The sequence below is a fragment of the Desulfatiglans sp. genome, assembly GCA_012513605.1.
Classification (GTDB): Bacteria; Desulfobacterota; DSM-4660; order Desulfatiglandales; family HGW-15; genus JAAZBV01.
Map to the genome: position 1 here is coordinate 1 of JAAZBV010000109.1, position 19,523 is coordinate 19,523.

Sequence of the window (19,523 nt, forward strand, 5' to 3'; positions counted from 1 at the left end):
ATTTATATAAATTACTACTACTGTTCACATGGTCTAAGGCTAGAGGTATGACTAAAATAACAATTAACACTAATTTGGCTTGACAAGTGGTCCCATAGAAGAGACAAGGCATGCCTTGTCTCTACATCTGATTGCTTGCACGTCATCCATAATAGTCTTGCTGATGACAGTGGAGATATAAAAACAGCATTTATAAATATTTTATTCAGGTTATATATGGCAAATACCGCAGAAAGATTTTTAAGCGAGCAAGACAGGAAAAAGATTGATGATGCTGTAAGAGATGCAGAAATGCATACATCGGGCGAGATTGTCCCGATGGTTGTATCACGAAGCTACCATTACCCCATGTCAAATGTTATAGGGGGCATGATCTTCGCATTTCCTCTCTCCCTCATATTGACCTATTTTGTTGGCGGGTGGCTTTGGATTGGTAATTTTAACCTTTTCCTCTTTATCGGGATAATCACTGTACTATTCATACTGTTCAATCAGTCTATTAAATATACCTCCGGCCTCAAGAGGTTTTTTATCTCTGATAAGGAGATTGAAGAGGAGGTTGAAGAGGCAGCCGTTACAGCCTTTTTCCATGAAGGGCTATACCGCACAAGGGATGAGACTGGCGTACTGATATTTATATCGGTATTTGAGCACAGGGTGATGGTTCTTGCTGACAGGGGCATAAATGCAAAGGTAAATGAGGGCGAGTGGGATAATATTGTCAGTATGATAACAGAAGGTATAAAAACAAAAAAACAGACAGAGGCCATATGCAGGGCCATTGGTGAAACAGGCAGGATACTTAAAGAACACTTCCCCATAAAGGCTGATGATACAAACGAACTCAAAAACCTGATTGTTGAAAAATAGGCTGAAGCTATTTAGGCTGAAGGCTATTAGGATTTTATGGAACAATATTTAAGATCAACTGAGATAATAGACTGGAATAATCCTGAAATAATATCAAAGGCAGCAGAGCTTGCAGCGGGAAAAGGCGCTGATACTGATGTTGCAAAATCATGCTTCGAATGGGTCAGGGATCATATCAAACACATTGGCGATTATAATATTCAGACCGTGGCGGTGAGTGCATCTGAGGTATTATTATCAGGTTCGGGTGTATGCTATGCTAAAAGTCATCTGCTTTCTGCGCTTTTGCGTGCAAATTCAATCCCTGCAGGGCTTTGTTATCAAAGGCTAAGCAGGGATGATAATGGTGCGCCCTTTTGTTTACACGGGCTTAATGCTCTTTATCTGCCCGAAACCGGCTGGTATCGGTTAGATGCAAGAGGTAACAAAGAGGGTGTAAACGCACAGTTTACTCCTCCAAAAGAGCAACTGGCATTTACGGCTAATATTGATGGTGAAATCGATTTTCCACAGATATTGTCTGATCCTCTGCCAATAATAATCGAGGTGTTGAGAAAATATAAAAATAAAGATGAGCTTTGGGATAATCTGCCGGATATCCAATCTATATAGCCGCCTTGAAAAATAAGTCGTCATGCCCGCGAAAGCGGACATCCAGAGGATCTTTGTAAAGCCTATGAATTCTAGCTTTCGTGAGCATGACAGAAATGAAGATACTAAATTATTTTTATCGTGAATCATATGTAAGGCATAGTTTTAATTATTTATAGCAGGGTTTTCACTGGAAAGTCTGATAAAACAGTATGAAGTATAGTAGAGGTCTGCTCCTGTTTGGTTTATATTTAATCAGGAGCGGACCCGTTTTTACTTAGTTTCTCTATTAATCACATGCTATTCAATCGGTTCAAGTGGCCAGCCCATTGATGGCGCACTGGGACCTACTATTGACTGGATCAAATCCACCTCACCGTCCCTCATCCTGAACATGTGGCAATCCACAAGGCCGCTTCCTGTGGGGTTTTGTTCATTCGCTGTTGCCCCGCCGCCAAACATCATAAATGCAATGGAAAGCCCTTTTTCAGTATCAACCCAGACCCGTCTTGGCCCGTGGTTCATACTCACGCCAATTCTTTTTCTGAAGGTTACTGGTGAACAATCGTGGTCTGGTGTTGCCATAAAGCCATTCTCCCAGCGATCGCATACCTTGGCAAAGGGTACGCTTACAGTAGAACCCTCTGCGAACAGGGCAAAATAATTATCTGCCGCCTCTGCCAGGGCCTTGCGCGGTGCACGTTTATCAGGGGGTAAAATCGTATCCCAGTCCTGATTTTTAGTATTGAGTACACCCTCTGCATTAAAGGCAAAATCTTTTTCCCGCGCTACGATAGTTTCAATCTCAGTGATTTTGCCATTTTCCACCTTAAGCCTGTTGGCAAAAAGGATCGGCCTTACAGCCCCCTCTTTGGGCATTTCTTTTGGGCCTGCAAAAAAATTGGAGACATCAGCTCCTCCTCCGGGGGCTCCGGGCGCACCAGCCGGGGCCTTTGCAGGGGCAGGAGCTGCACCGCCGGCCATACCAGGGGCTCCGCCCATGCCGCCACTTCCAACTGTTTTAGAATCAAAAGGTTCTTCAATTACAGAAAGTGTAGCAGTGACACATTTTTTGGTATCAACCAGGGTGCGTCTGAGCAGGGGCTTGCCAGCGGTTTCCCAGAAGCCTTTTCCAACCTCTTTTGGTATGCCATTTTCAGTAAATTTCACAGTAGGGGCAAGAGGAAGGCCTGATGTCTTGTGCGCCTGAATGGCCTCAAAGTACATATCTGTTATCTTGGTGAGATTTTCACGGGTGCAACTCTCTTCTCCTGCAAGTGCATTTGAGCCAGCAGCGCATACAAATGCAGTAAGACAAATCTTCGCTAACAATAATGCTATCCTTTTCATCTTTGAATCCTCCTTAAAAATAAATAACAATAAAAAATAGAAAACAAGAAGCTGGTTGATAAAAAATATTTTTTGAAGGAAGGAGTATATGGAGCAAAGGGTTGTGTGTCAATAGAAACCCTCCATTCATAATTTTGAATTTTGAATTGAAAATCCCTTGCTTTTAAAGACAACTGGCTGTAAACCAAGGGCATCAAACCACATTCAACAAAAATATTGAATTTACAACTTTTCTTGGGGGAAACACATTATGGCCCGAATGACCAAAGAAATGATTGATATGCTTGAAGCAGTATCTTTTGCAATCCTTGCCACCGCCACACCTGATGGAAATCCAAATGCCGTGCCCATTGGTGCAAAGAAGATACTGGATAATGAGACCATCCTTTTGTCAGATCAGTTTTTTAACAAGACCCTTGCGAACATGAAGGCTAACCCAAGGGTCTCCCTTACCTTTTGGAAGGATCATGGGGGATACCAGATAAAGGGCGCTGCAACTATTGAGACAAAAGGCAGCAGGTATGAAGAGACCGCAAAATGGATCGAAGATATGGGGAAAAAAATGGGGTATCCGCTGAAATCCAAGGGTGCGGTGATCCTCAAGGTAGAAGAGATATATTCCATCGGTGCCGGGCCGGATGCAGGCAAGCGGATAGCTTAAGAACATTTTATCTTATACCAAAGGTCATTGTCGGGTAGCCGGGGGATGTTACCATCCCCAAGCCCCCTAAGAACCGTACGTGAGACTTTCACCTCATACGGCTCAAGCATTGATAAGGCATTATTACACACCCGGCTGTGAATTCAGTGTTAAACGATTATTGAGATAGTCACGCCATTTACTGTCATATGGGTTCACTTCCGCTTTGATCTTAATGTGCCTTTTAATATGGATGCTTCCTAAAAGTAACAAGGGTTCAGGATTATCTTTTTCCATAAATCTCCAGTCTCTATTGGCGATCTTCTGAAAATATTTATTCTTAACCCAGAACAACGGCTTATTAGGATGCCTCCTCCTGGCCCATTTCCATGTCATCTGCCAGAATGCATGATCCAAACTGCAAAAGACCTTGCTGCTGACAACATGCTTGTAATAGTTTGCCCAACCCCTGATAAGCAGGTTGAGTTCACTTATTACAGTTTCTGTCTTCTCCGTTTTATGGCTCTTCAGGTAATCCTTAAAACTATCCTTGATCCTTCTTATACTGGACTTAGCCGGTTTTGTCAGTAGTTTTCCTTTATATTTCCTGATGTTAAAACCCAGGAAGTCAAAACCATCATCGATATGCGTAATAATAGTTTTATCTTCTGACAATGAAAGGCCACGGGTATTAAGAAACTTTTCTAATAATGGCTTCACATGATCCTGAAGCAGTTCCTTTGTTGCACCAGTTATTATGAAGTCATCTGCATATCTGATAAAGTGAACCTTCTCAGACTTTTTGAACCTTTTACTTAGAAGGCTTTGAATACCATCCAGAGCCATGTTGGCAAGTGTTGGTGATATTATTCCCCCTTGGGGAGTTCCTTCTGTTGTAGGGTTGTACATATGCCTTTCAAGATAACCGCATTTCAGCCATTTCCCCAGCTTCCTTTTATTCATGGGAATATTCTTAATCAACCAGTTATGGTCAATATTATCGAAGCATCCCTTGATGTCCCCTTCAAGAATCCATTTGGCACTACCTGATAACCTCAGCGCATTATATGCACCATCTATGGCATCCCATGCTGACCGATATCTCCTGAAACCATATGAATGATGGTCTCCGGTTTCTTCTGATACGGGAGCAAGACCTAAAAGATCAAGAGCTTGTTCCACTCGATCGTGCATCACCGGAATACCTAACGGCCTTTTCTTTCCATTCCTTTTGGGAATGTATATGCGCTTGAGAGGTTTAGTTTTATAGTCGGGAAGATTTAATCTTTGCAGAGTCTCCCATCTCTTTTTTGGTGTATCTATTAGATAATTATCAACACCTGGCGTTCGTTTGCCACTATTGGATATCACACGCCTTATTGCCAAAAGCTTTGCAGCGTGTGAATTGGCCAGCAGTCTTTGAAGACCACGAACCACTTCTTTTAATCCATTCTTCACTGCCTTCACGATACGCGCCTGAATACCGGATACTACTTGCCTATGTTTGTTCCAATCTATGGAATTCCACCAAGACTCATAGCCTGTAAGGCCGTTAATATCAAAGTATGATATCATCTGTCCACACCAATACAGTTATCCGTTCAGAACGTTTCCCGTGATTCAACACCGTGCCGGAAGTCTGCTCTCTTTCGAGCCGGGCAGATTAAGAACCCGTATCCAACCCATTACAGGTTGGCATTCGCTTTCTCCAGCCTCCTCTACCCGCATTCCCATAGGTTTCCCTTTCGGTCAACTGTCCCACTGCTGGGAGAAATACGGGCTTACCAAGTTCCGCCTTTAATACACAATGGGTTAGCGCCTGTCTATCCGCCGGTAGGAATCATCGATCACGTGGGATGACACCGGAGCGTCCCAACCATACCTCTTGCCATTTTGGCTCAGGCTTAACAGCACATTTAGCCTGTTCGGCTTAACGACGTTTATCAACAGTTCACATATGTTGCGCATACCATCATTTATAGCTCCCATCCGGATCTGTGCTTCCAGAGTTGAGGTCCTCTCACGATTCTCTCTCCAAGCATAATGCCAAGGGCTACATTGTCCTTCAGGCTTCACACAAAACCATTACTGGTAATGCATGCCGAAGTATAAAACTGCTGGTGATACAGCAGGTTGGATCAAGTCCAACAATATATAAAGGCGACTTCTTGTCGCACCCAGTGCAGGCCATTGTTAATGTAGATGGAAACAATGCAACAATATGGGTAGTCTGGACAGGTTTTATAAATGAAGATATTAAAGGCGCCCCGAAAATACTTGAGCAGGGAACAGAATTTGATGAGCTTGTTAAGGTTAAGGGCCAATGGCTTATCAAAAAACGATACATTACCGCTGACAGCGGTTTATCGACAGGTGACTGGCCCAATTATAAGCCCAGGAGTTTCAGATAATGAAAGGAGGAGGGTCCGTGCTTGATCAGGACCTGCAATTTAAAAATGCCATTTTGCACTAATCAGAATTGCCCCGACAGATTAAAAAACGGTCGTTTCGCAGAATACAGTGATGGTATTACAGAGTGCCCCGCATGCAACAGCCCACTCACAGACAACCCTGTTGTGCCTGACCGTAATGTTAAAAAGATTTATAATGATCTTCTCAGTAAGATAATTAATTATACTGGTCTAAAACTTGATACTGATCTGGTTAATAAAATCCTTATTACTGTTGGCCTCTTGTTAGTTTTTCGTCTGATGTATATCATTCCTTTACCCGGAGTGGATATTTCAAGACTCCCTAACAACACCAGGCTCTCAATAGGTGCTCTGGGAATTATGCCTTATTTTAGCGCCTATATTTTGGTGGAGATATTCTCCCTGATACTGCCTCCTTTAAACAGATGGCGGCAGGAAAAACATGAAGGGCGCAGAAAACTTGGTGTTACAGCAAGGTGGCTGACACTTATCCTGAGCCTTGTCCAGGGATCAGGAATAGCCATATCCATTTCAAAAATGTCTCGTCCGGATGGATTACCGGTACTTGCCGGTGCAGGGCTGGAATCCGGTCTTATCATAGTTATTACATTAACTGCCTGTGTTTTTATTAGCCTGTGGATTGCTGACCTGATCACCTCCAGGGGGCTGGGTAACGGCATAAGCATGTTAATCTTTACAGGGGTTATAGCCAGCCTGCTTTCAGATATTGGTTTTTCATTCCATAGCACGATGTCTGTTATGAATCGAATGGATGGTCTGGTAAAGATATTTATAATGCTTTTGATACTTTTTGGTTCAGGGGCCTTAAGCGTGTATATGGAGAGACGTAAATACGATCTTAACGTGAGGCTTAAAAACAACAGCAATGCTGTTATGCCTTTTAAATATAATATCTCAGGTATTATCCCTGCTGCCCTGGCAGTTAACATTGTTTTAACACCAGCGAGCGTCACTTATTTTACCAGGGACTACCCTGATATTCTTAAATACTTCCAGTATGGCACCTGGAGCTATTTTATAACCGTTACAATAATTATGGTTGTCATCTATTTCTGGTTTACAGCCATGTACTATAACCCGGATAAGATCATTAATTTTCTAAGATCAAAGAACGCTGAGCCGCTCCTCTCAAATGATGTTTCATTTGAAAAAATGCTGGATAAAAAATTCACTACTCTCGCCATATGGGGTGTGGCATACCTGTTTGTTTATTCAGTATTATTAAACCGGGGACTTTTTTATGCCTGGATAATATTCAGCGGGATAACTGTTATCGAGTTTGTTTCTATTTCTCTTGATATTATCAATGATGTGAAGGCCAGGAAAACATATGGTAAGTTTGTAAAGATAGATGAATTTCAAAAACCCTATGAGGCCGGGTTCATAAAGAATCTTCTTGATCAGAACGGCATTTCATGTTTTTTAGAGGGTTACCATTTAAGGAGTCTATTTTATTTTTTCGGACCTTATATCGGGATATCGTTATATGTGCAGAAGGGTAAAGAGTCTGAAGCCCTAAAGATTATTGCTGATTCATAACCTTGAATCTTGAATCATTTTTACGTTTTAAAAAGGTTAAGATATGAATGTTTTATTAGTAGGAAATAATGGAATGCTGGCCAGGGACATTGAGCCCAGGCTTAAAAGTGCTGGTTATAATGTAACCGGGATCGATATTGATGAACTGGACATAACCAGATCCGGTGATGTTAAGCTGTGTATGGATTCAAGGTGCCCTGATATTGTAATAAACTGCGCGGCATACACTGCGGTTGATAAGGCTGAATCAGAGACTGAACTTGCCTTTAAGGTTAATAAAAATGGCCCGGAGAATTTGGCTCTCGCATGCAATAGGATGAATATCCCCCTGATCCACATTTCAACAGATTATGTTTTTAATGGCGCTGCTACAATCCCATACAAAGAAGATGATAAGGCCAATCCCATGAGTGTATATGGTAAAAGCAAGTGGGAAGGGGAGGAGGCAATAAGGAATTGCCTTAATAACCATCTTATTATCCGCACAGCCTGGTTGTACGGAGTAAACGGCAATAATTTTGTAAAGACTATGATAAGGCTCGCAAAAGAGAGAGAAGAAATCAGGGTGGTTAATGATCAAAAAGGCTGCCCGACCTGGACGGGAGATCTTTCAGATGCCCTTGTTGCAATGGTAAACCGGATCACCAAGCAGCAAAAGGATGTAAAGTGGGGCACCTATCATTACTGTGGAGATGGAATAACATCATGGCACGGCTTTACTGAGGCAATTATCTCTAAGGCAAAAGAGTGGGAGTCGTTCAGGATACAGAAAATCCTGCCAATACCTACTACAGAATATCCAACCCCTGCTAAAAGGCCCATGTGGTCTGCAATGGATTGTACGAAACTCAATAAGGCATTCGGGATCAGGAATAAAGACTGGAAACAGGGGTTATCCGATATGCTGGAAGAGTTGTATAGAACAAAATAAAAAGAGTTATTTCCTTGTAGATACAAGGCATGCCTTGTCTCTACATAAATACCGGTCGGGAATAAATCCCGACCCTACTAAAGACTCCTTAAAGATATCTATTCCTTTACTGATTCTAGGATTATGGCACCACCTGTCAAGCAGGAATCCAAACACCAAACGTCATTCTCCGGGTGATCCGCAGGCACCAAGGTTATGACGTGACAGGTCGGAGAATCCAAACATAAAGCGTCATTCCCGCGCAGGCGCATCGGCGTAAAGTTAATGAGATCAACGTACCAGATGCAATTTGTTTGGAGGCAAAAATGGTACAAATTCTTCTGTAGGGTGGGGTTTTATACCCCACCGAAAAAGAGGTGGCATATAAAATGCCACCCTACATTTTAAAAGGAGCGCCAAATAATATACTTAAAAAATCTTTTTTGCCTTAGCTTGACGTCAATGCGCGCAGGCGGGAATCCAGTTGTTTTTGTTTTATGATTTTTAGAGGCTGTCAACTGTTTAGACCGTCTATACTGGGTGACACCGATGCTTTCTATGTAAGGCTGATATTATACGTTGTGAGATTGTTCCAGCCGCTCATGCACCCACATGCGAATAAGGGTAGACATACCCATACCTTTTCTCGCCGCTTCTGCTTTTAGTTCTGAAATTACTGAGGCATCAAGACGCAGAGTCACAGGTTGCTCTTTGCGTAATACAAGGTTTTTAGGTTTGGGTAGAAAGTCTTTTATTTCTACTGCATTTTCCAGATCTACATCAGATGGCTCATTAGTGTATTTTATTTTTTTCTTCATAACGTTTTTCTCCTTTTCTCCAAAATCCCGCACCGAAGATCCGGATGATGTCTTCCCTGTATGTAAAGCGCACAGTCATTATACCATCTGCAACTTTTCCAATACAGTAATAACGTTTTTCATCAGTACTATGAATGACATCTTCCAGGATGATACGGTTTTCATCTAAAAAGGCCTCCTGTGCCTCTTTAAATGATACCCCATGTTTAATAATATTTTCCTGGTCTTTATTATTATCCCATTCAAAGTTCGGCTTTTTATGATGCTAATGTATTACAAATGATAGCGTTTGACAATTTACAAAGCCAGGGTTTACCCTGTTTAACATGTTTTGTATTTGTTTAACTAGGGGCATATACTTGTCTTTTACAGGATCTCTAGGAATAGCTCAGATTGATTCTTTTCCACGCAATGCACCATTTAAAAACTTAATTTGTTTTTTTAACTGAGAAATATTGTTCCGGTATTTTTTCCTTAATTCTTTTGCCCTTGCGTATTCATCTATTACCTTATCCGGTACATTTCTGCCCTGATAGATAAATTTGACATCTCCATTTTCCCGAAGGACTACGTAGTAATACTCATGGTCTTTGATTTTCTTTTTTATAAGGCTTCCGGCTGGAAGCTTTTCTAATTCCTTTTCATATCTCTCCTTCATCCTGATGGAGTTATCCAGCTCCTCTTTTAGAACACCTTTTATTGCCATTTAAAACTCCTGTTACCATACAAACATGTTGATACGTTAAATTGTATGGTAACGATTGTCAAACAAATAGTTACCATACAATATGGTGAGTTTGCTGTTATGTATGGTAACTTAGGGAATGATTGTTCACTAGTACAGATAGGCTATAGAAGGAAAATTAATTTTGGAACAGGCAAATATTCTTATCTTCCCTTTCAGCTTTGAAGTTTCAGCTTTTAGCTCTTTTCCTCTTTATTATTAAACCGGTTAGCAGTAAACCCATAACGTCAAACCGAAAATAAAAAAATCATGGTATCTTGTCTTTTGAAAACAGGTAAGAGAAAAACAAAATCGATCATTCCCTCTGATAAAATTGAAAACGCCATTTTAATGATCCGCGGTCAGAAGGTGATGTTGGATAAAGAACTTACTTATAGACTTGCCCGCATCATGCTCCGGGAAACCCGGAAGTCATAAAATAGAAGAAGCAGCCCCCGTTTAAACAAATACAAAAAATTGTTAACCGGAAAATTATTCATTATGGACAGGAAAGATAAGGACAGATAATTGACTGTCTGTAAAGAAGAGGCAGAAATGATTGATCCTGCCTCTTCTCTACCGCATTATTAATCCGACAGCAGCAGTGGCAGCCAGGGCATACCCTTTGATGGATGAGATGATAAATCTTGGGGGTTAGTGCCTCTTTTATACTCCTTAAGGTTGCTAAACCCATCTCCATCATCATCTTCGTTGGCATCATTATAAAGTGGATCAAGGTTATACTGCACCTCCCAGCCATCCGGCATGCCATCATTATCAGAGTCTTCATTAGCAGGGTCAGTTTCACCGCCATCAACCTGCCCATTATGATTAACATCCTCTTCTCCATCTTTTAATCCATCATCATCATTGTCTGCCTTTAGAGGGTTTGTTGTGGTTGATGAATCGGCATCAGGAATAAAAGCGCTGCTTGTATCGGTCTGGTGTCCGCTTGTTACACCGGTTTCAGTTCCGTCCTGAATACCATCATTATCAGAATCCGCATTACATGGGTTTGTTTCTCCTGTATCTACAACACCATTATGATTAGCATCCTCAACTCCATCGATTATACCATCATCATCTGTGTCAGCATCAAACGGGTCTGAGCATCCTGCGCTTTCCATTTCATCTGATAACCCATCACCATCAGTATCAACAGGAATATAATAATATGCAAATGCCCGACCTTCATTTGTCTGACCATTGTCATAATAACGAGCTCCAACAATAACGTCTGAATAGCCGTCTCCATTCACATCTCCTGCAGATGCAACACTGTATCCAAATTCGGCATTAGCCTGGTCTGACTCTGCTGTCCATCGTGGTGTATTGCCAAGTCCTGAGGATGAACCATAATACACAAATGCCCGACCTTCATCTATCTCACTATTGTCATAAAAATAGGCTCCAACAATAATATCTGAATAGCCGTCTTTGTTCACATCTCCTGCAGATGCGACACTGTTGCCAAAACGGGCATCAGTCTGGTCAGCCTCTGCTGTCCATGCAGGGGTATTGCTGAGACCCGATGATGAACCATAATACACAAACACACGACCTTCATTTATCTCAACATTGTCATACAAACGAACTCCAACAATAACATCTGAATAACCGTCTCCATTCACATCTCCTGCAGATGCAACACTGTATCCAAATTGTGATTCGGCCTGGTTTGATTCTGCTGTCCATGAAGGTGTATTGCTAAGTCCTGAAGCTGAACCGTGGTACACAATTGCACGACCTTCATTTGTCTGACCATTGTCATAAACATAAGCTCCAACAATAACATCCGAATAGCCGTCTCCGTTCACATCTCCTGCAGATGCTACACTCCATCCAAATTGGGCATCAGCCTTGTCAGACTCTGCTATCCATGCAGGTTCACTGCTAAGCCCTGAGGATGAACCGTGATACACAAATGTCCGACCGGCATATGCCCCATATAAATGGGCTCCAACAATAATATCAGAATAACCATCTCCATTTACATCTCCTGCAGATGCAACGCTGACTCCAAAATGGGATTCAGCCTGGTTTGACTCTGCTGTCCATGAGGGCATATTGCTTAGTCCTGAGGATGATCCATAATAAACAAAGACCTTACCTTCATTTGTCTGACCATTGTCATATCCATGAGCTCCAACAATAACATCAGAATAGCCGTCTCCATTCACATCTCCTGCCGATGCAACGCTGGATCCAAAATAATTATAATCATAATAGGGAGGACCCTGACCAGACTCTGCTGTCCATGAAGGTGTATTGCTAAGTCCTGAAGCTGAACCGTAATACACAAAGGCCCTACCTTCATGTGTCACATCATTGTCATATCCATAAGCTCCAACAATAACATCCGAATAACCGTCCCCGTTTACATCTCCTGCAGAGGCAATACTGAATCCAAAATAGGAACTACCCTGGTCAGTTTCTTCTGTCCATGAAGGTGTATTGCTGAGACCTGATGTTGAACTATAATACACAAATGCCCGCCCTTCATCTGCCTCACCACTGTCATAATAAGGAGCTCCAACAATAACATCAGAACAACCGTCTCCATTCACATCTCCTGCAGAGGCAACGCTGTATCCAAAACGGGATTCAACCTGGTCAGAATCTACTGTCCATGAAGGTATACTCCTGAGACCCGATGGTGAACCATAATACACAAATGCCTGTCCTTCATCTGCCTCACCATTGTTATAAGCAGGAGCTCCAACAAGTATATCAGAATAACCGTCTCCGTTCACATCTCCTGCTGATGCAACACTGAATCCAAACAAAGATTCAGCCTGGTTTGACTCTGCTGTCCATGAAGGTGTATTGCTAAGTCCTGATGATGAACCATAATAGACAAAGGCACGACCCTCATCTGTCTCATCATTGTCATATAAATAAGCTCCAACAATAACATCCGAATAGCCGTCTTTGTTTACATCTCCCGCAGATGCAACACTGTACCCAAAATAGGAATCAGCCTGGTTTGACTCTGCTGTCCATGAAGGTGTATTGCTAAGTCCTGATGCTGAACCATAATAGACAAAGGCTCGACCTTCATTTGTCTCACCACTGTCATAACCCGGTGCCCCAACAATAACATCAGAATAGCCGTCTTTGTTCACATCTCCTGCAGATGCAACACTGTATCCAAACATGGCATCAGCCTGGTTTGACTCTGCTGTCCATGAAGGTGTATTGCTAAGTCCTGCAGCTGAACCGTAGTACACAAAGGCCCTACCTTCATCTGTCTCATTATTGTCATATGAAAAAGCTCCAACAATAACATCAGAATAGCCGTCTTTGTTTACATCCCCTGCAGATGCTACGCTGGATCCAAACCAGGAACTATCCTGGTCAGACCCTGCTGTCCATGAAGGTATATCGCTAAGTCCTGAGGATGAACCATAATACACAAATGCTCCACCATAATTTCCTGATCCATCGTTATAAAGAGGAGCTCCAACAATAACATCTGAGTAACCGTCTTTGTTCACGTCTCCTGCAGATTCAACACTGTATCCAAAAAATGAAAACGCCTGATCAGACTCTGCTGTCCATGAAGGAGTATCGCTAAGACCCGATGATGAACCATAATACACAAATGCTCCACCATAATTTCCTGACCCATCGTTATAAAGAGGAGCCCCAACAATAACGTCAGAATAGCCGTCTTTGTTTACATCTCCTGCAGATGCAACACTGTATCCAAACATGGAATCAGCCTGGTTTGACTCTGCTGTCCATGAAGGTGTAGTAACCAGGGGATCAATTGTTACAGGATATATCGCACCTGTTGTATCTACCTGTATTTGAAGATCATCAGCCAGGATAATCATCTCGGATGGTAAAACTTTCCCCGACGAATCAAAGGCATAGAGTTTTCCAAAATTTACAACACTTGCCTCACCAGGTTTGCCAAATTTAATATTATCACCCGACTCGTCAATTTCACCTGTTAGATTTCCAATAATGCCAAGCTCCAGTACCAAAATATTTCCTGCACCACTTTTATGCGTAACAAAAGGAGCTTCTATTGTAAAACCCTGCTCAAGACCCTTTTCATCATTTATATACCACTCTGTAAGGTTTTCTCCCCTTTGATACTCTACACGGTTCATGTCTTTACTAATTTTACCCGGTTCAACAGGCCTTATATCACCCTTTAAACCAAACCCCATTAAACTAAACCCCCATTCCCAGTCAGGGTTATCTGTTCCAGGGGTTACACGTATACCATCGGGTGTAAAATATGTGCGCAGATTATGCGCCCTGTTCATGGCATGATATTCGGTTTTATAACCCTGATTATCAGTTTTATTCTTCTCAGCTACCCAGTACTCTGATTTAATAATTTTCTGCTGTACCCTTTGCCACCAGTCGGCATCAGTACCAGCAGGTAACTCTACAGTTTTTTCTTTAATAACTATTGGTGTGATTGCACCTACTTGAAAGGTAAATAAAATAGTCATAAAGAGGATTAGATTAGTGAAAGATATAATTGTTTTACCAGTATTAAACATTTTTATACTTTTCATTGTATAACTCCTCTACTTTATAGATTAGCAATCAAATTAAATTCTGATATGTTATATATCGGAAAATGCATATTAGGCCCTTTAATAAATCTCGTCATAAAATTTATATGTCCCACCTGTTACTGCATCTATTCTGTCTCCTATACCACGACCAGTTGATAGTGTAAGACCTAAGACTGTAATGAACCTATTATGTCAAATGTGTAGACATATATTTTCATAACTTCCTCCAGCGGTTTGTAAATTAAAAATATTTTACATTAATTTTCGTAAAACTCAAAGGATATAGTAAAAATAGGGGTTGCACCTCAAAATATAAATTCAAATTAGTTTTGAGATTTTTGGGTGCATCCTATGCATGAGATAGCAGAAAATGCTCATCATTTGTAGTGTTTGGTGAAAATGTCAATTTTGATGTCTTCGTAAAAAACTAAATCTCACACAAAGGCACAAAGTCGCAAAGAACTACATAAAATAAAATCAATTTTTCTGGTGTTCTTTCCGGCTTTGCGTGATAACTTGCCTTTTTACAGTATTGTCAGTGTTGGTAAAATCGATGTTAAACAGTAAGTATAAAGGGAAGCTCAAAAAGATAAATGGCTAAACATATTCGAAACATCATTCTTCTCCTGCTTGTGTTTATCATTGCAAACGGGTTATATCATTCACTTAAGGCAAATCCCCCTGGCACAAACTATGAAAGCCCGGAATACAGCATTGCCCCTGATGATATAGATTTTCTCTGCGACCTTACCTATACTGGTGTAGATGGTAAGAGCGTATCGGAACAGGAAATTTTTGACCGGATGTTTTATCTTATCGACAGGGCAGAGAGGTATATCCTTATTGATATGTTCCTGTTTAATACCTATGTCGGGAAGGCGGAAAAACCATACAGGAATCTGGCGGATGAGCTGACCCGAAGGCTTATAAAAAGCAAACAGGATCGCCCCGGTATAATGATAGATCTTATAACCGACCCCATTAACAGCATATATTATGGCGCTGAATCAAAGGAGCTGGACTCTCTTAAAAAGGCAGGTGTGAATGTTATCCAGACTAACCTTCGCTCTCTCAGAGACAGCAACATGATCTATTCGCCCCTGTGGAGGGCCTTTATTCAGTGGTTCGGTAATTCTTATAAGGGAGGGTTGTTTCCCAACCCATTCTCTGACACAGGCAAAAGGGTGACGCTTCGTTCATACCTCGAAATGCTGAACTTCAAGGCCAATCACAGAAAGGTATTTGTGGCTGATCACAAAGAGGATCTCCGGGGAATAGTGACCTCAGCCAATCTCCATGACGGCAGCTCGGCATATTCAAACGTGGCCTTTGAAATAGCGGGGCCATTCGCAGTGGAATTTTATAATGCAGAAAAGGCAGTGGCTCAATTTTCAGGCGGAAGGCTTAGCCCTCTTGATTTTTATATCCCCCCTGAAAAGAAGAAAGAAGCGGGTGATCATGCACGTGTCAGGTTGATCACAGAAGAAAAGATAGAGGATGCCCTGCTGGATAGCATAGATCAGGCAGGTAATGGCGACATGATCAGCATCGGGGTCTTTTATCTGTCCGATAGAGAGATTATTGATTCGCTTATTAATGCATCGGAGAGAAAAGCTATAATACGAATAGTGCTTGACCCCAATAAGGATGCCTTTGGGAGGGAAAAGAACGGCATTCCCAACCGGCAGACAGCAGGTAAACTGCTTGCAGGGTCCGGGAAAAAGATAAGGATACGCTGGTATGACACTCGCGGGGAACAGTATCACAGCAAATTCGCCCTGTTTGAATATAAGGGGCGCGCATCCAGGGTTATACTTGGCTCTGCCAATTTTACACGGAGAAACCTTGATAATTATAATCTTGAAATGAATGTCAGCCTGACCGCTCCTTCTAATAACAGGGCTGTAATGGAGATAAAAGGGTATTTTGAAAGGATATGGAACGGAGAGGGATATACAGCGGATTATACAAAATATGAGGAGGATTCTTTCTTTAAGGCCCTTTTTGCGCTATTATTTGAAACAACCGGGACATCAACATTTTAAATAATCTGACAGTAGGATTAAGTTTTAAGATGAGATTCTTTTTCAGACAAAAAAAACAGATAATACTCGGCATTCATGGGCTGGGAAATAAACCACCCAGTGATATTTTAGCGCAATGGTGGTTGAATTCTATGAGAGAAGGGCTTGCGAGAATAGGTAAAACGCGCCTTCATATCCCATTTGAACTGGTATACTGGGCCGATGTCTTATACGATGAACCTCTTGATCCCTCAATTACTGATCCTTCACATGCCTTATTTAACCCTGAACCATATACAGAGGTTAAACCCGGCCAGGTTGTGCGAACTGTTACCTTTCGTAAAAAAATAATGCGTTTTATAGGAAGTAAACTTGATAAGATCTTTCTTAAAGATGATATGACATTGAAATTCGAAGGCCTGACCAATAAATTTATCAGTAAATATTTTCATGACCTGGAAGCCTATTTCGGCGATAGTTCAAATCCGGTTCAGGAGCCGCATTATTCCGCAAAAGAACTGATAAGGAAAAGACTCATTGATGCGCTTACCAGATACAGGAAGTATGAAATTATGGTAATCGGCCACTCCATGGGATCAATCATTACTTATGATGTTCTGGTACATTATCCTCAAATTCCGGAAGTGCATACTTTAGTTACCATGGGATCACCTCTGGGATTACCGGTTATTGTGAGCCGGATTTATCTGGAGTTAAAGAAGTTTAAACCGGATATTAAAAAACCACCTGCTCCCGGGAAGGTCTCTAACAAATGGTATAATATCTCCGATGAGGATGATAATGTTGCGCTTGATCATTCAATAAGCAATGATTATGAAAAGAATGAAAAGGGCATCAACGTTGAGGATATCAATGTTTGTAATGATTACGAATTTAATGGTGAGAGCAATCCTCATAAGGTTTACGGCTATTTGAGAACGCCCGAATTTGCCGGGATTATTGATCAATTTTTAACCGAAGAAAAAAGAAATCTATTTTATATGGGTTTTAAGTCTATACGAGATAGCTTGCAGAGGGCCGCGGATAAAATCAAAAAGATTTTCCAGGAAAAAAACAGAGGGGATCAACCACCGGTTTAGCGAATACAAAAAATATTTAACCGGGGAATCCTTTATTTCTGACCAGAAAGACAAAGGCAGGCAAGTGCATGGAAAGAAGAGGCAGGAATGATTGATCCTGCCTCTTCTCAACCCTCATTATTAATCCGACAGCAGCAATGGGATCCAGGGCATTGCTCTGTTAATTGGATATGAGTTTTCATCCTGTGGGTCTGTTCCTCTTTTATATTCAATAAGGTTCTTAAACCCATCTCCATCAGCATCTTCATTTGCATCATTCACAAGGAGATTCAACTCATTATCAGCTTCCCATTCATCAGGCATACCGTCACCATCAGTATCACTGTTCAGAGTACCTCCTGGTTCATAATCAATAAGAAAATCTGCGTCTTCTATTGAGGTGGGCACAGCAGCAACGCGGAAGAGGGGGGAATAATCGATTCCGGATGCAACTGGCTTCACATTGTATTCTCCCATCTCAACGCCGGAAAACAGGTAACTACCGGTAGGGCCTGTAATTGTTGTTCTTTTAGCGCCTGTATCGGAGGTCAGCACCACCTGCGCACCCGCAACAGCATTGCCGTTTTCATAAACAAGCCTGCCTGATATTACATAGCCCGGATCATCAACAGGTATTGCCGTAAAGCTCGCGGGAGAGGTGTTGGCATTAAAGACATTCACACTGGCTGTAGGTGCAGGTATTTCATATCCGTCACTGTATACCTTAAGGGAATATTCCCCGTTACTGATAAAATCAAAAACAAAGGTGCCGTCACTCCGGGTGGTTGTGCTCAGGTTAAGATATCCGGTTAATAAAACCTGGGCGCCTGAAACAGGTTTACCATCCGGACCTTTGACCGAACCGGTAACCTCCCAGGTGTTGGGATCACTTATTGTTCCATAACGGTATTCATTGTTCAGCCTGTTACGCCGATCCGAAATTTTATAGTAAAGCTGCCAGCATGGGAATTCAACCCCCCACACATTATTAACTTTAAAGGCGGTTATATATTCTCCATCAGGGGCCTGACCTATTTTACCGGTAACATATGCCATAAAGTTGTTGAATTCTGTTTCACTTAAACCCATATAATAGCTTTTTCTTATTTTCATATCATTGTAGAGGTCCAGCATATCGTAATATGCAGGGATCTTGCCGCTAACCTTTTCAATAGCACTCAGGAATAATATTGTCCTCTGATTTTGCGCTGTGCGAACCCAGTTCCCGTCTCCAAGATAGTAGTAAGTATGGTTGGGGACCAGATCGTTCCAGATGTCATACATGTTCTTCATTGTCTTACCTGTCACAGACCTGAACTCCTCAAGAATTTCTTCAGTGGAATACACATATGGATATCTTGAATAGAGCGCACTGAAAAAATTCTTCAGCTCCTGCACATCATTTAAATGTGCATTCTGGGCGATCTCCAGGCGATCAATCAGTGTCTCTTCCAGTGTCCTTAACTTATTAAGTTTAACCACTGCCTGACTTCGCGCCTCTTCCCTTTGGGCAGGGGTGGATAGGGCACTGATCTCAGCATTTATGACATCTACATTAACAGTATATCTGGAAAAACAGTCACTTTCAAAACACGTGGTGGTCCCGGGGTATACTTTGAACCATGGATCGGAGTGAAGGCGGTCGAGCTGCCTGAGGGCTGCTATTACATAACTCAGGCTGTTTTCCGCGTTAAAACGCAGGGAATCATAGCGCTGCCATTCGCTGTTTATCCAGTCCTTTCTTTTGTCAACGCCTGTCCCTAAATTATCTTGAAGTAACGAGACAAGTTCCTCTTCAGCAGTCATCTGATCAAGGATGTTATCCACTGTGCGTTCGGTTGTTGCCACAACATCTATCAAGGTATCAAAGTTTCTGAGCTCCCCGAAATTCAGATATGAGCTTGGAGTATATCCAAGAAGATCGGAATACTGATTAAGCCACAATGCCCTTGAATGCAGGTCATTTATGGACAGCATGATAGTA

At 41.8% G+C, this 19,523-nt stretch carries 15 protein-coding genes; 8 read left to right on the forward strand and 7 right to left on the reverse strand.

Going from position 1 to position 19,523, the window contains the following annotated elements; genetic code table 11:
• The first annotated feature begins 216 nt into the window (after positions 1 to 216).
• Positions 217 to 870, forward strand: a complete 654-nt coding sequence (locus GX654_14910; protein NLD38153.1) for a hypothetical protein — start codon at positions 217 to 219, stop codon at positions 868 to 870.
• A gap of 36 nt (positions 871 to 906) precedes the next feature.
• The gene (locus GX654_14915; protein NLD38154.1) at positions 907 to 1,482 is read left to right on the forward strand and encodes a transglutaminase family protein; all 576 of its coding nucleotides are present in this window, start codon (positions 907 to 909) and stop codon (positions 1,480 to 1,482) included.
• Between the two features lie 279 nt (positions 1,483 to 1,761).
• Here GX654_14915 and GX654_14920 read toward each other — a convergent pair whose 3' ends face one another.
• Entirely contained in the window at positions 1,762 to 2,811 is a 1,050-nt protein-coding gene (locus GX654_14920; protein ID NLD38155.1) for a hypothetical protein, read from the reverse strand.
• Between the two features lie 250 nt (positions 2,812 to 3,061).
• Between GX654_14920 and GX654_14925 the strand changes: the two genes are divergently transcribed.
• Complete coding sequence (locus GX654_14925; protein ID NLD38156.1) at positions 3,062 to 3,472, forward strand: flavin-nucleotide-binding protein; 411 nt, start codon at positions 3,062 to 3,064, stop codon at positions 3,470 to 3,472.
• Positions 3,473 to 3,595: 123 nt separating this feature from the next.
• Here GX654_14925 and ltrA read toward each other — a convergent pair whose 3' ends face one another.
• A complete protein-coding gene (ltrA, locus tag GX654_14930; GenBank protein ID NLD38157.1) occupies positions 3,596 to 5,026 on the reverse strand; it encodes a group II intron reverse transcriptase/maturase in 1,431 nt (476 codons plus the stop codon).
• A 434-nt stretch (positions 5,027 to 5,460) separates the two neighbouring features.
• On the opposite strand from ltrA, the gene GX654_14935 reads away from it, so the two are divergent.
• From GX654_14935 to rfbD, 3 genes are read left to right on the forward strand one after another with little or no spacing between them, the layout of a single operon-like run.
• Complete coding sequence (locus GX654_14935) at positions 5,461 to 5,862, forward strand: SnoaL-like domain-containing protein (GenBank protein ID NLD38158.1); 402 nt, start codon at positions 5,461 to 5,463, stop codon at positions 5,860 to 5,862.
• Between the two features lie 21 nt (positions 5,863 to 5,883).
• Positions 5,884 to 7,443: a hypothetical protein gene (locus GX654_14940; protein NLD38159.1), complete on the forward strand. Its 1,560-nt coding sequence runs from the start codon at positions 5,884 to 5,886 to the stop codon at positions 7,441 to 7,443.
• Between the two features lie 43 nt (positions 7,444 to 7,486).
• A complete protein-coding gene (gene rfbD / locus GX654_14945; GenBank protein NLD38160.1) occupies positions 7,487 to 8,374 on the forward strand; it encodes a dTDP-4-dehydrorhamnose reductase in 888 nt (295 codons plus the stop codon).
• Between the two features lie 551 nt (positions 8,375 to 8,925).
• On the opposite strand, the gene GX654_14950 is transcribed toward rfbD, so the two are convergent.
• The 4 genes from GX654_14950 to GX654_14965 all read right to left on the reverse strand — a co-directional run bounded on the left by GX654_14950 (position 8,926) and on the right by GX654_14965 (position 14,433).
• Entirely contained in the window at positions 8,926 to 9,171 is a 246-nt protein-coding gene (locus GX654_14950; GenBank protein NLD38161.1) for a ribbon-helix-helix protein, CopG family, read from the reverse strand.
• Complete coding sequence (locus GX654_14955) at positions 9,146 to 9,385, reverse strand: BrnT family toxin (protein NLD38162.1); 240 nt, start codon at positions 9,383 to 9,385, stop codon at positions 9,146 to 9,148. The genes GX654_14950 and GX654_14955 overlap by 26 nt, the downstream gene beginning before the upstream one ends.
• 174 nt (positions 9,386 to 9,559) lie before the next feature.
• Positions 9,560 to 9,877 (reverse strand): hypothetical protein, encoded by a 318-nt coding sequence (locus GX654_14960; protein ID NLD38163.1) that lies wholly within the window; start codon positions 9,875 to 9,877, stop codon positions 9,560 to 9,562.
• Positions 9,878 to 10,482: 605 nt separating this feature from the next.
• A complete protein-coding gene (locus GX654_14965) occupies positions 10,483 to 14,433 on the reverse strand; it encodes a hypothetical protein (protein ID NLD38164.1) in 3,951 nt (1,316 codons plus the stop codon).
• Between the two features lie 596 nt (positions 14,434 to 15,029).
• Between GX654_14965 and GX654_14970 the strand changes: the two genes are divergently transcribed.
• Positions 15,030 to 16,481 carry a phospholipase gene (locus GX654_14970; protein ID NLD38165.1) on the forward strand — a complete coding sequence of 484 codons (1,452 nt, stop codon included), beginning with the start codon at positions 15,030 to 15,032 and terminating at the stop codon, positions 16,479 to 16,481.
• Between the two features lie 131 nt (positions 16,482 to 16,612).
• A complete protein-coding gene (locus GX654_14975) occupies positions 16,613 to 17,560 on the forward strand; it encodes a lipase family protein (GenBank protein ID NLD38166.1) in 948 nt (315 codons plus the stop codon).
• A gap of 120 nt (positions 17,561 to 17,680) precedes the next feature.
• On the opposite strand, the gene GX654_14980 is transcribed toward GX654_14975, so the two are convergent.
• A partial coding sequence (locus tag GX654_14980) for a carboxypeptidase regulatory-like domain-containing protein (protein NLD38167.1) occupies positions 17,681 to 19,523 on the reverse strand: 1,843 nt, incomplete at its 5' end.